The 13,265-nt window shown below is 50.2% G+C and carries 15 protein-coding genes; 1 reads left to right on the top strand and 14 read right to left on the bottom strand.

From position 1 onward, the window contains the following. Window positions 1-44: 44 nt before the first annotated feature. Window positions 45-1,121, bottom strand: a complete 1,077-nt coding sequence (locus tag JJU34_RS08360) for an MBL fold metallo-hydrolase (protein WP_228691894.1) — start codon at window positions 1,119-1,121, stop codon at window positions 45-47. Between the two features lie 37 nt (window positions 1,122-1,158). Beyond that, window positions 1,159-1,395 (bottom strand): acyl carrier protein, encoded by a 237-nt coding sequence (locus JJU34_RS08365; RefSeq protein WP_228691895.1) that lies wholly within the window; start codon window positions 1,393-1,395, stop codon window positions 1,159-1,161. A 404-nt stretch (window positions 1,396-1,799) separates the two neighbouring features. On the opposite strand from JJU34_RS08365, the gene JJU34_RS08370 reads away from it, so the two are divergent. After that, on the top strand, window positions 1,800-2,306 hold the full coding sequence (locus tag JJU34_RS08370; RefSeq protein ID WP_228691896.1) for a DUF1572 family protein: 507 nt from the start codon (window positions 1,800-1,802) through the stop codon (window positions 2,304-2,306). A 12-nt stretch (window positions 2,307-2,318) separates the two neighbouring features. Here JJU34_RS08370 and JJU34_RS08375 read toward each other — a convergent pair whose 3' ends face one another. The 12 genes from JJU34_RS08375 to thiM all read right to left on the bottom strand — a co-directional run bounded on the left by JJU34_RS08375 (window position 2,319) and on the right by thiM (window position 13,222). Further along, complete coding sequence (locus tag JJU34_RS08375) at window positions 2,319-3,116, bottom strand: glycerophosphodiester phosphodiesterase family protein (protein ID WP_228691897.1); 798 nt, start codon at window positions 3,114-3,116, stop codon at window positions 2,319-2,321. Window positions 3,117-3,210: 94 nt separating this feature from the next. After that, window positions 3,211-4,986: a carboxypeptidase-like regulatory domain-containing protein gene (locus JJU34_RS08380; protein WP_228691898.1), complete on the bottom strand. Its 1,776-nt coding sequence runs from the start codon at window positions 4,984-4,986 to the stop codon at window positions 3,211-3,213. A 37-nt stretch (window positions 4,987-5,023) separates the two neighbouring features. Then, the gene (locus JJU34_RS08385) at window positions 5,024-5,995 is read right to left on the bottom strand and encodes a FecR domain-containing protein (RefSeq protein WP_228691899.1); all 972 of its coding nucleotides are present in this window, start codon (window positions 5,993-5,995) and stop codon (window positions 5,024-5,026) included. Then, the gene (locus JJU34_RS08390; protein ID WP_228691900.1) at window positions 5,983-6,642 is read right to left on the bottom strand and encodes an RNA polymerase sigma-70 factor; all 660 of its coding nucleotides are present in this window, start codon (window positions 6,640-6,642) and stop codon (window positions 5,983-5,985) included. Before JJU34_RS08390 ends, JJU34_RS08385 begins: the two co-directional genes overlap by 13 nt. A gap of 28 nt (window positions 6,643-6,670) precedes the next feature. Further along, window positions 6,671-7,804, bottom strand: coding sequence for a hypothetical protein (locus JJU34_RS08395; protein WP_228691901.1), 1,134 nt, complete (start codon window positions 7,802-7,804; stop codon window positions 6,671-6,673). A gap of 56 nt (window positions 7,805-7,860) precedes the next feature. After that, entirely contained in the window at window positions 7,861-8,487 is a 627-nt protein-coding gene (locus JJU34_RS08400) for a TIGR04282 family arsenosugar biosynthesis glycosyltransferase (protein ID WP_228691902.1), read from the bottom strand. 143 nt (window positions 8,488-8,630) lie between these two features. Beyond that, complete coding sequence (locus JJU34_RS08405; RefSeq protein ID WP_228691903.1) at window positions 8,631-9,071, bottom strand: DUF4890 domain-containing protein; 441 nt, start codon at window positions 9,069-9,071, stop codon at window positions 8,631-8,633. Window positions 9,072-9,289: 218 nt separating this feature from the next. Continuing rightward, on the bottom strand, window positions 9,290-10,213 hold the full coding sequence (locus tag JJU34_RS08410; protein ID WP_228691904.1) for a sugar phosphate isomerase/epimerase: 924 nt from the start codon (window positions 10,211-10,213) through the stop codon (window positions 9,290-9,292). A gap of 106 nt (window positions 10,214-10,319) precedes the next feature. Next, window positions 10,320-10,979 carry a thiaminase II gene (gene tenA / locus JJU34_RS08415; protein WP_228691905.1) on the bottom strand — a complete coding sequence of 220 codons (660 nt, stop codon included), beginning with the start codon at window positions 10,977-10,979 and terminating at the stop codon, window positions 10,320-10,322. Beyond that, entirely contained in the window at window positions 10,963-11,796 is an 834-nt protein-coding gene (gene thiD / locus JJU34_RS08420; protein ID WP_228691906.1) for a bifunctional hydroxymethylpyrimidine kinase/phosphomethylpyrimidine kinase, read from the bottom strand. Before thiD ends, tenA begins: the two co-directional genes overlap by 17 nt. After that, on the bottom strand, window positions 11,797-12,444 hold the full coding sequence (gene thiE, locus JJU34_RS08425) for a thiamine phosphate synthase (RefSeq protein ID WP_228691907.1): 648 nt from the start codon (window positions 12,442-12,444) through the stop codon (window positions 11,797-11,799). It abuts the gene before it with no gap. Continuing rightward, window positions 12,431-13,222 carry a hydroxyethylthiazole kinase gene (thiM, locus tag JJU34_RS08430; RefSeq protein WP_228691908.1) on the bottom strand — a complete coding sequence of 264 codons (792 nt, stop codon included), beginning with the start codon at window positions 13,220-13,222 and terminating at the stop codon, window positions 12,431-12,433. The genes thiE and thiM overlap by 14 nt, the downstream gene beginning before the upstream one ends. Window positions 13,223-13,265: the final 43 nt, after the last annotated feature.

Here is a 13,265-nt window from a genome sequence, read left to right on the forward strand (position 1 = left end):
GCATTGGCAGACCAACGTATGCTGGCACGCAAGTTAACGGAACTTTACCAAATATTTTTTCCGATGGTAGGAAAAATGAGCTTACCACTAATTTTGTCTTCATTTTCGAGAAGGATGTCCAGTGGCTCCATCAGGGGTTCATCTGACAAATCGAAGGTGCCAAAATGCATCGGAAAAAAATGCCCTGCCCCTAGCTCATTAAACACCCGAATGGCATCTGTAGGGCTGATATGGGATTGGTGCATAAACCATTCCGGCTTGAAGGCACCTACTCCCATAAGTGCATATTCCGGACTGCCCATCACTGCTTGGATATCCCTAAAATGAGGTCCGTAGCCACTGTCTCCCATAAAATACACTGAGGTATCCGCAAATCGGAAAAAGAATCCACCCCAAAGACTTTCGTTTTCATCCATCAATCCCCGTCTTGACCAGTGCCGCGTGGGCACGTAAACTACCTGAATGGAAGCGTCTGGGAGATCGTATTGTTGGAACCAACCGGCCTCTTGAATCTTATGACTCTCCAGCCAGGGCCTTAGCACTTCGCCAATCCCAAGGCCAGTAAGCACCACCATTTTCGGATTTTGGGATGCAAGGTATTCCACGGTAGATTGATCGCAATGGTCGCGGTGATTGTGGGAAACAAGCAGGTAGTCGATTTCCGGCAATTCGGATAGGGATAGAGGCATCTCGGATTGCCTTTTCAGGAAAAAATTGTCGATCAAGATGGGATCTATCAAAAAAGTCACCCCTTGCTTTTTCATCAAAAAACTGGCATGACCCAGCCAAATTAGATAGTCTCCTGTGTCTTTTATCAACTCATGGGCAGCCTCCACCGACAGCTTCCGATTGTCAGACTTTTTCGCTTCTCGCTGTGGGTTAGGGGATAGTTTCCATTTCAGCAAATCTGAAAATCGGGAATCAAAGGGTTGGTACAAATTACGGAATTTGCCATCCGATCCCTTGGGTGTACCTTTCCATTCAGGAAGGTCGTTTACTGTCCGTAGCTGTTCGTTATAGACATACCCGACTTCGTCAGCGTTTCGTTTACTGCCCATAAAAGGAATGGTCCCAATCACCACTATGGAGATTATCGATAGGAAAAAATAGTTTCGTTTCATTCACTAAGTCTTTTACAGGCATTCCTACTGCGCGGTGTCAAGACGCCCTGAGCAACGTTTCGATAAGCTCAGAGGGGGTTTGTATTTTGGCGATCTTTTCGTCTTCCAACTCTCTTTTTAATTCGGACTCCAATTCATAAATCAAACCAGATACAAATACCTTGTCCATCTTGAGGTCATTGTAAAAATTTGCGCCCTTACGTTTTCCGGTCAAGGGAATGCCATAGGATTCAAAAACCCTGATAGCTTTGCGCAGTGCCTTGATATTTTTCATAGTTAATGTTTGGTTTAGTTGTTCCTTAGACGAAAAAAAAGTGTGTTTTGTTTTGTTAAGGTGTTAAAAAACGTGAATTATTTATGAATAACTGAAAACCCGCTTCGTGGGTCAAGCCGTCCCCGCAACAAAATGAAATACAATCGGTTAAAAATTTGCACAGAGTCCTATGCCCTGCTCCAGTTGATACAGTTCGATCCTATTACCACGCCGGTACATGGTACCTCCACCCAGTTCTTTTGGCATCGTTCACCACTCGTTCCGCACTAAGTTTTCATTCATAACAAGCAAGGAATTAGCCTGTATTTGCCAAAGATCCAAACGAATGGTCGGTGAAAGTTGTTTTTCTAGGCTACAGGCATCACCGTCCGAATCGACCAAGGATCTTAGAAAAACGCACATCTATGTCAACTACAGGTACCTATTTGGAAAGCACCATCCAGCTATTTAGAGATTATAAAGCCATGGGAGAAAAAGCCATGAGCCAAATTCCATCCGAGAAGCTATTCTACCAGTTCAATGAGGATAGCAATTCCGTGGCTATGCTAGTCAACCACCTCAACGGCAATATGCTGTCCCGTTGGACAGATTTTTTGCAAAGCAATGGTGAAAAGCCCTGGAGGGAACGAGATGCCGAATTTGAGCCATTTCTCGATTCTGAAGCCAAGATGTGGGAAAAGTGGGAGGAAGGATGGGCTTGTTTTTTTGCAGCAGTAGAACCGCTTCAGGAGGCAGACCTGGTGAAAATAGTGCGGATTGGGCACAAAGACCACACTGTGGTAGACGCAATCAGCCGTCAACTGGCGCACTACGCGGCCCATATCGGACAGATTGTTTACTTGGCAAAGATCCTCTCGGAAACCCCTTGGCAAAGCCTCAGTGTACCAAAAGGAAAATCACCCCGCTACTAAGCGGAATACATGTTACTCCCGGAAAAATTCCTCAAAGATTCCGTCGATTTGAAAAATTCGAACTCCGTTCTGTTTCATGCCAGTTGTTTTTTCCAAGGCAGTCACCATGAGTGAGGCTTCGGGGTATAGAAAGGCATTGATTGCCGCTACAGCCATGATGCCTTCCTCATCAGCCCAAACGACATCGTCAGCGGAAATATCCCTGGAGAAAAGATAATAGTGGTCTGGCCGGTAATCAGCCCGTGAGCGGTTGGCTTCTAGTTGGGCCCTCGAACAGCTTAGCCGTACTTTCCCGGTAAAAAACTCGGTGGATTCACTGCTACCTATCATCAAGGCATTTTTGCGTAGGCTATAGGTATCCAGCAAATCCACAACCTCCCTGAAAATTCCCTCATCAAAACCGGAAATCTTATTATCAAGCATGACGTCAATACTGCCTGCACATACGGCGAGGGCTTCCTCCAGCCTCAATACGCGGTATCCGGAAGGATGCTCCAGTTGGCGTATTTCCTCCCAGGTCATCTCACTGACCAGCCGGTCCACGTTAAAGTACCTTCTAAAATGCGCATCGTGCTGGGTAATCAACACGCTATCTTTCGTCAGCCGCAGGTCAATTTCCACCATTTGATAACCCCGTTCGATGGCCGTTTCCAGTGCAGCCAAGCTATTTTCTGGAGCATCCGGCCCAACCACCCCGCCTCGGTGGGCAATCAACGTATAGGGATGAAACGGATTGATTTGCTGTCCAAAACAGAGCGCATGGAATTGGAAAAATAACAAAAGAAGAAATATACTGGTCTTGGCTTTCACGATGCAGGCACGATGGTTTGAGCACCTGAATTTACAAGGATTCACGAAATTATTGGGCAACTGCGGGCACCTATTTTCGATCAGAGCAATCGTCCTAAAAATAGATCATCAAGCCGCCGGATAATCCCGCGTACAGGAAATAGCTGTTGGTGTTGCCGTGGTATTCCTGAAAGGTCCATCCCCTCAACCGGTCGAAAGCCCCATCATCCAGTACCGCGAGGCTCAGCGAAGGGGCTAAAAATACCGTCGTCCGGGAGTTCAGGCGTAGGCGGGGAATGGCCCGCATGCTGGAGTAGTGATTGGTTACGGTCTTGAAGTCGGTGGCTGTTCGATGCACCCACTCCATGTCCAACCCCACGTTGCCTGCTTCCAGTAAGTAAACCCCAAATCCTATATCGTAAGCGTGGGGAGTATATGGATTTCCGATTAAATGGGCATACCCCAGTAGGCCGTAAAGCTTTGTTCCGCCTGTTCGGAGAGTCAACTGGGCTGCTCCCATCTCATCGACACCTACGGCTAGGCTTTTACTCCCTGTTTTTACCCAGTTGACCAATCCGATGGGATAGGCGGAGCTGTCGGCAATATTGATCAACCCCAGCTGTAAGTTGCTTACTGTCGTGGCGCGGTTTACGATTCCGCTAACTTGTGCCTTAGCAGTCCCCTTGGCTCGATTGGATATTCCGGATACCTGAACGCTGCCATGGGCTTCGGTCGTATTGACAATTCCGGCTACTTGGGTACCGGTGGCCTGTCCGCCTCGATTGGCGATTCCTGCAAGTTGATGCTGCACCAGGCTGTCGGAATGGTTGATAACTCCAGCGATCTGAATGCCCCTTGCGTGGTTATATGAGCGGTTGTGGATACCGGAAACTTGCAAACCCGTTTGTTGCCCATATACCCGGTTATGAATACCGGCTACTTGAAATCCGCTTACCGATCCCCCGACCAGATTCGCGATCCCGGCAATTTGAGCGCCTTTCATATCCAGTCGGTTGATGTTGAAAATACCGGCTGTTTCGAAACCCTCGGTACCTGCTGAATAGCCCCCGATCAGGTTCAGCGAAAATTTATTGACCATCTGACTACCGAATACCCCCTGAGATCCAATACCCGGCACCAGCGACATTTGGTAAGGACTCTCTCCAAAGAATCCCCCCAAATTGATACGCTGTAGACGCTGCCGCATCCCAATAAATAAGCGCCCAAAAAGGCTTTGCTCTAGGTCTGTGGAGGCGTCACTCTCGGGCCGGAAACGTAATCTGCCGCCCTTTGCGTGGGCGCTGATGTCCACCGTTGGCAATACCACGAAGCTAGTGTCGCGAAACCCTTCTTTGCTAAGCGTGATCCAGATGGTTTGCCCAGGTCTACGGAGTTTTAGCTCGAAGCTCCCTATTTCGTCGCTAAGGGTAGAAGTAAGTTGGTTTCGTTCGTATACACTGGCGTATTGTACTGGCTCACCGTTATCCTGTCGAGTGATCGTTCCGGTTACTATCGCTTGGCCGCCCCGTTGATCTATTTCGGTATCCACCTGCAATCGCTTCGGTGCGAAACGGACGATGACATACCCCGGCATTTCCTTGAACTCGTATTCACTTCCAAATACCGATTCAAGCAACCTGTACATTTTTCCTGAGAACGGCTCCGAGTCTTGAATAAACTCGGGGGGCAAAGCCGCACTGGGATAGGAAAAAAAGAAGCCGTGCTGCCGTTCCAGTTGATCGAGTACCTCCGCCATCGATCCGTGTTGTTCCCATCGTACGGTAACCTCCAAGTCCAAATAACCCTGTCCCCAAGAGGACGCGGAAAAAAGCCAGAAAATGCCCAGCATGATCTGCATTTGAAATTTGGGAAATAGGAGAACATTTCTCATTGCCAACAAACGTACTATTGAGTTGCAAAAGTAACGCTTATTGGAGGATAATCAGGTTTCCCTCTTTCAGGATTTCCAGGCCTAGCGTTTCTTTAAGTACCTCTAGGTTTTGTTGCAGCGATTCAAATGGGAGCGTGGTGGAAATAGGGGTTTGCTCAAGCTCGGTTCCTCGGATTCGAATGGCCTGTCCATAGGCTTGCGACATCGTGGCTACCAGATCAGCAAGTGGCGTACCCTCTGCTACAAAATGTTTAGTGACATAATACTTGTGTAGCTGACTGATCGTGCGGCTTTTCTGTAGCGTCTGACCTGCAACCATACGGGCTGTTTCTCCCGGCTCCAGCAACAGCTTATTCTCGCCACTTTCTACTTGTACCGATCCGCGGTCGAGAATAACCTCCTCGTCGCCATCAGCAATACGCACGTGGAATTCCGTACCTAACACCCGGATGCTTAGGTTGTTGCCGTGAACCACAAAGGGCCGGTCGGCGGCATGTGCAACGTCAAAATAGGCCTCGCCTTTCAGCAGCCAAACCTTCCGTTCCCGGGAAAATAACGGTTGGGAATAAGCCAGTTTTGCGCCGGTATTTAGGGTTACCTTCGAACCATCGAGAAGCACCTCTTCGAGGGCAGCGCCCGGTGCCTCTAGGGCGACTTGCCCGAAATAGGCCTTGCCTTGATGGGGTAGTAAATAGCTTGAGGCCCACAGTAACCCCAGAGCCAAGCACACTGAGGCAGCCACCCGCGCCCAAGAACCCCGCCAAATAAAACGGGTAACGGGTGTTTTCACCGCTGCCTTTCGCTCTAAAAACCGTTGCCAGGCCTGTTCCGGATCGATCTTGCTGCGGTTTTTTAGCGACTCGCTTTGCCGCCAGATCCAATGGATGGTCTCCAATTTTTGCCGGTTCTCAGGTCCTTGATCCAACCAGCGCCGAATGCGCTGCTCCTCTTCCGGTTCGCATTCGCCCAGCAGGTATTTTATCAGGATTTCTTCGTTCACAGTTTCCATAGGATAGCCAATGCGTTTAGTACTAAAAGAAGCGTGGGAAGAAATTCCCTCAGACCCATCCGTAGGGACTTGAGCGCTTTGCCCATATGAGCTTCCACCGTTTTGATGGATATATCCAAACGCTCGGCAATTTCGTGGTATTTGAGCTCTTCAAATCGGCTGAGGTGAAAAACGTACCGACACTTTTCGGGGAGGTCATCCAAGACTGCCTGGATTCGCTGCATCAGCTCGGACTCCTGTCCGGGGGTTTGTCCGTACGGCCCCGATGAAAGGGAGTTTTTCTGATCCTGAAGGCTGTTTTCCATATGCCGCTGGCGTACTTTCTGGTGTTTTAGGACATTGAGACTGTCGTAGTAAACGGATTTATAGAGATAGGATTTCACCGATACGGTAATCTGTAGCTCCGTTCGTTTTTCCCATAATTTCAGAAAAACGGTCTGTACTACCTCCTCAGCGGCTTCTGAATCCTTTAAGATCGTTGTGGCATAGGCATGTAGTGCACCAAAGTGTGCCTTAAAGCTAGCTTCAAAGGCTTGCTCATCCAACATAGATACCGGTCTCGGGTCGTATGGACTGTTTTCTTCCAAGGTATTTTGCTTTAGCTGCCCAAAGGGGTACGCTTCCTTCAGAGATGTGCAAAGATGCATGAAAGGTACGTTTTTTTAGTTCTCAAGGCTACAAGATAAACTGAACACCGATGGTCATACCTAAATCTACGGAGTGTTCCGCTCTGTAGCCTGTCCTACTCCACAGGGATATACTACCGCTGTCAAAGCTACGGGACGTCTTCACATGGGTATAGCTGAGGCTTGGGCCTCCATATACCTGTAGCCGCTTGCCAAGCAAAACGGCAGGCAGCAGCCGTATACCGGTTTTGGAAAATTCGCTCCCTGCGAAGTTGGTGCTGTAGAGGTTACTTACCTCCGCATCTAGCCGGAACGCCCCTTGCCGTGCCAACGTAATGCCTAACCCTGCCTCTATGGCAACCGATAGATCCGGGTGCTGTAAGCTTGTGCCCAAGCCGATGATGCCGTATGTTTTTCGGCCCCCGGACCGAAAGCTTGCCACAGTGGTGAGGTTTTCATCGATGCTCCACCCGAGGCGCTTTTCTCCGTTTTTTATGAGATTGAGGATGCCTATGGGATGCGCGCTGCTATCTGCGATATTGATGAGACCCGCGATTTGGACACCTTTTACCGTTCCGGCCCGATTGATCAACCCAGAGATTTGACTGCCGTGTACCTGATCTGCGACATTCAGCAGGCCACCAATCTGCACACCCTGAATGGCGTCTGCATAGTTGGCTATGCCTGCCGCCTGTAGGCCATCTACCTTGGTGGCCACGTTGACCAATCCGGCGATTTGCGAAGCTTCCACAGAATCGGTATGATTGTAGATGCCCGATACCTGTACCGTGGACTGTCCCCGGTTGATACTGGCAATCCCGCTTAGTTGTGTGCAGGAAGTACAGGTACCTGCCAGGCTGGATATTCCAGAAACCTGTACACCGCGGAGATTCCCCTGGGAGAGATTCACCAAGCCTGCAATCTGTACGCCGGCAGCATCCCCCTTTACCAGCCCCGTGAGGCCGTAGGCAGCAAATCCGGACTCGCCCCCGGATACACCGGTTAAGGCGTGCAAGCTAAACCGATTGATGTATCTCGGCGACATCGTGCCCTGGGTACTGAGCGGATAGAGCAAACCAATATGTGCCGGTTGGGTATCCTGTGCCCATAAGGCAGTACCTGCAAGGACCTGTTGGAGAAGTTGGATACCCACAAAAAGAAAGAGGATATAGTGCTTTTGCATGTCTTGAAAATGTTTCCGTTTCCTTCATGACATGCATGGCGGGATTTACCCTTAGTTTACTTTTCGAAATTAGTAATTTTTTTACCAAGGTCAAGCAGTTGGCGAAGTACCCCCAGGTCTTCGGCCGTGTCCACATCGCGCAATACTGGCAACAGACCACATGTCAGGCCCAATTCTTTTGCCCGGCGCAGGGTATCACTGCAAACCGAGGAGGTGCTCCATGGAATTTCTGTAAACAAATGGGGGGTGGGTTTGGTCAATCCCAGCAGGTAATAGCCGCCATCCTGGGCGGGACCTATCACCAAGTCTTTGTGGGCAAGCTCGACGAATGCCTGCCGCAGAATTTCAGAGGATAGCTCGTAGCAATCCGTACCGATAATCATTACCCGCTCGTAGCCGAGTGTAAGAACCTTGACAAAAGCAGCGTTCATGCGGGCACCCAAGTCTATACCCTGTTGCCTGTGAAAATAGTAATTAGGTGGCGGCGATGAAGAATCGTCGCTGCATGCGCCGGTCACAAAAACATGAATATCGGCCGAGAGGCTTTCCAGCACACGGTGGGTATGCCGAAGCAAAAATTTATATACACGCAAGGCATCTTCCTCACCGATATCTACTGCGAGGCGGGTTTTCACTTTTCCGTGCTCGGGAGTCCGCTGAAAGACAATCACGGCTTGCTTCATGGGGCAAAGTTACAGAAAATTGAACAAATCGGATAGGGTGTCACACTTACTGTGAAAACCTGCCGATGATTCGGTGCTTACTCATTTCATACCTGGGCAAAAAAAACCGGGACCAGTTGCTTGGTCCCGGAAGGGTAAGTTTGCTAGGAGTTTCCGCGTGGTCCTCCCCGTCTCGGACCGTTTTCAACGCCTCGCTTTCGGTGCATGGGCTGTCCGCCCCGTCTATCTCCACCTCGGTCTCTCCAAGCGTCTGCGCGATCTTTGCGCTGCTGCATCATTTCTTCCCATTTCTCTCTTTGCTGTGGAGTCAGGACAGCAGAGATTTGCCCTTGATGGGCTTCCCGATTGGCCTGCATCTCTTTCCGCATTTCCTCCATCCGCTGTTTCCGGGCGGTTGCGTGTTGCAGTTGGATCTCATAAACCTGCTGTTTTTGCGCATCTTGCAGTTCGAGTTTCTCAGCCAGTTGGCTGGCCATTCGTTCGGCCATCTTCTCGGGAGTTCTTTCCGGTCTGTTTCCCTGCTGGGCATAGCTTTGCACGATGAATCCCAGACTTAGTGCGTATATGATCAATACCTTTTTCATGATTTCTTTTGTTTAAGGGTCTTCGTTTATTTCCTCCTTGCACAACCGGGCCCTGATCGGCAAGTAGTATGGATTCCTTTATTGAATCTACTACTTAGACTAGCGCAATGACCATTGGTTTAACGCCCGGATGGAAGTAAGATGTTAAGAAATCTTAATTTGAAGACATATGATCTGTAGCATGTATCCTATCCATAGGATCCTTCATTAATACCAAACTACCCCAAGGGGATATACTGACTCAAATAATTTCTAGCGGTCAGAATGGCCATACGGACATCTTCGGGGGATTTTTCAAAGGCCTTATCTTCCACTTCGATGCAGCAGGCACCCCGATACCCTACATCGGTCAGGGCAGCGATGAAACGACCCCAATTGACATCTCCGAGTCCGGGGATTTTGGGGGAGTGGTACTCCAAGGGATTGGCCAAAATGCCTACCCGATCCAGCTTTTCCTTGTAAACCTTTACATCTTTCAAATGGATGTGGTGAAGCCGCTCCTTGTAGTCATAGATGGGTCGGATGGGATCCATCTGCATCCAAACCAAGTGAGAAGGGTCGTAATTCAAGCCAAAATGGGCGTCGGGAATAATGGTAAATAGTTGATCCCAAACCGCTGGGGAAATCGCCAGGTTTTTGCCTCCCGGCCACTCGTCGTTGGTGAAAAACATGGGGCAGTTTTCAATGGCCACCTTAACCCCCAGATCACCGGCATGCTTTACAATTTCCGGAAAACGCTCGGCAAACATAGCCAAGTTGTCGGGGATATTTCGCGAGGGGTTTCGGCCCACAAAGGTGTTCATCACTGGAATGCCCAGTTTGGCAGCAGCGGTAATCACCTTTTTGATGTGTTCGATGGCCAGTGCGGCCTTTTCCTCATCAGGATCCATGGGATTGGGGTAATATCCCAGTCCGGAGATGAAGACTTTTTTATTGCGCTGTACGGCCTGAATATGGGCGATAGCCTCTTCGTCCAAGGTATCCACGTCGACATGGGTGACTCCAGCATACCGTCGCTCAGCCTTCCCTTTGGGCCAACACATCATCTCCACGCAGCCAAAACCCTGCTCGGAGGCAAAATCCATTACTTCTTCAAAACTTTTATCCGCCAGAATGGCGCTAACAAATCCCAACTTTAACATAGGTAATTCTTGTTTTCTCTCGTATTAGTAGTAGCTAAAATTAAGGAAATATCGGCTAGCAGCCCAGAAACGCCCTACTTTTTTAAGGTATTTGGATTGGCTCGGTTTATAGCTCCCACGCTTCCAGTCTGTAGGCCGAATCCCAGAACATCCATTCAAGCCTCGTGGCCATCAAGAACGCCTCGGTCATCTCGACCAGTCTAGCCGACGGGGCCAGCTCCGCCAGCTCGTCTGAAATGGCCAGTGCTTTCCTCACCGAGGTGGCAAAGGCCTCACCCGCATAGGTGTCGATCCACTCCCGATACGGATTATTCCCACTAGCATCCTGATGGGCGAAGATATGGTCACCCACCTTTTGATAGATCCAAAAACAGGGCAACACAGCCGCCACTGCTTCCTCTACCGGTGCGATCGCTGCCTTGGACAGCAAGTAGCTGGTATACAGCATGCAGGTGGGCGAGGGCTGTATGCCTTTCTCATCCACTCCAAAAGTCTTGAAGTAACCGGTATGCAAGGCACGCTCGACCACAATAGCCCCGGAAGCAAACTCGCTGAAAGCCAGTGTATGCTCCCTTTCGGTAAGCCTCCCCCCTATAATGGCCAATGCTCTTCCAAATTCTCTTAGGTAAAAGGCATCCTGTGCCATGTAAAACTTGAATTTTTCTAAGGGCAACGTACCTTTCATCAGCTCCTGATTAAAGGGCATGGCGAGTATTTTTTCATAAAGCGGAGCTGCCTGCTCCCAAGCCCTAGCTGTCCAACTCATAACTAGTCAATTTGATAGGTGTGTGAAAATGATTTAATGGCCCTTGGCCCCTTCCGGTGACCACGTCCTTTCCGGCATACAAGGCCTGCCAGACGTATTCCGAAGCCTGGGCCACTGCTAGCTCCAAATCGGCTCCTAGGGCCAACTCCACTGCAATAGCAGAGGAAAGGGTACAGCCGGTACCATGCCCGTTTTGGGTCTGGATAAAAGGTTTCTCAAACAGCCGGTGCCGATTATATCCCCAGAGCAATAGGTCAGCGGCCACCTCGCCCTTGAGGTGACCTCCCTTCACCAATACCCCGTTTGCTCCCTGATCAAAAATATCTAAAGCAGCCTCCAGCAATTCGTTCTTCTCCCGAATAGGTCGTTTGATCAACAAAGCCGCCTCATCCAAATTTGGCGTGACTAGTGCTGCGCGGGGAAAAAGCAAGTCAACCAACGTCGACACCGTTTCCTTGGCGATCAGTCTGTCACCACTGGTAGCCACCATCACTGGATCCAGCACTACAGGTATATCCGGATAAGCATCCAGGCAATCGGCTACCAGCTGCACAACCGCCGGCCGATCTAACATCCCAATCTTGATCGCATCCGGCAGAATATCCTCCATCACCGCATCCAACTGGGCCTTGATCACGTCAATGGGTATGGGGTGGATAGCTCTTACTCCTACCGTATTTTGCGCAGTCACCGCGGTGATCACCGACGTTGCGTAGCAGCCTAGCGCGGAAATCGTCTTTATGTCCGCTTGTATACCTGCGCCGCCTCCACTATCGGAGCCGGCGATAGTCAAAACGCTTTTATATCTCTTTACCATTTACAATTCGTTAATTCCTTTTTCGATCTCACGTAAAAATGATTCGGCGGCCTTTGCCGGACTCTCGGCACTGCAAATGCCTGACACCACGGCGAGACAATCTGCCCCATGGGCCATTACACTGGCTGCATTGGATGTTTTGATATTGCCGATGGCCACCAGTGGCTTGGCCGTGTGATTTCTTAACCAGCGCAGTCCTTCCAAACCCCACGCATCGTAGGTATCCGGCTTGGTTGGGGTAGGATAAATGGGACTTACCCCAAAGTACCAAGCCTCATCTGCACCCGGTTCGGTTAGATTTTCTTTGCGGTCTAGCGAAAGACCGATGGGCAAATGGGATCCCAGACGCTGCATCGCCAGCTCCACAGGGAGGTCCTGCTGACCCAAATGCAGTCCGTGAGCACCAATCACCCGAACAACATCTGCCGCGTCGTTGATAATAAGGGGGACCCCGTACTTCTCGCAGATCTCTTTGGTGCGCAGTGCCTTTTCAACAAAGGACTGCACGCCCAGACTTTTCTCCCGGAGCTGAACCAACTGCACGCCACCTTTCAACGACTCCTCCAACACCCAGAAAAAATCCCTGCCCAAGCACGCTGCCTCGTCCGTTACCAGGTAAAGTCTGTAGGGAAAATCAGGATGTTGCATTTCGGGTAACCTTGGCCATGTCTACCAATTGCTTGTCGGTTAAGGAAAATAAGGCATCGTAAAAATGCATTTGCAGACTACCGGGACCAGCCGCCTCTTGCGCAGCTAGCTCTCCGGCTACGCCCATAACGGTCATGGCAGCCAAGGTGGCCTCAAAGGGATCCTTTTCTACCCCCAGAAAGGCCCCTACCATCACCGAGGCGGTGCAGCCCATACCGGTAATCTTCGGCATCCACTCATGACCGTTTCCGACACTTGCCACGCGGGTAGCATCCATGATATAATCCGTTGCGCCGGAAATACATACCACGCAGCCCAATTGGGTCGCCAGCTGCTTCCCCGCCTCCAAGGCTTCTTCGGACTGATTGGCGCTATCTACACCACGGGAGGCAACGGCCACGTTAGCAAGAGAAAGAATCTCGGAGGCATTTCCGCGTATTACCGTCGGCTTAAATCCGATCAAGTGCCGCAGTGTTTCGTTGCGGTAAGGCGTGGCTCCAGCACCTACTGGGTCTAGTACCCAAGGCTTCCCCAGTTCCAGGGCTCGCTGTGAGGCAAGCGCCATGCTTTCCACCCAATATTCATCCAGCGTTCCTATGTTCACCACCAACGCATGAACGATGTGTACCATATCGGCCACCTCCTTCTGGGCATGGGCCATAATGGGGGACGCACCGATAGCCAGCAACGCATTGGCCGTGTTGTTCATCACCACGTAATTGGTAATGCTGTGCACCAAGGGTGCGGTTTCGCGTAATTTTTCAAGTTGGTTGTTCATCAGCTCCTGAGATAAGGTTAAAAAACTTTAGGAGCTGCCCATC

It is taken from the genome of Lunatimonas sp., from assembly GCF_020832325.1.
Taxonomy (GTDB): Bacteria; Bacteroidota; Bacteroidia; order Cytophagales; family Cyclobacteriaceae; genus Lunatimonas.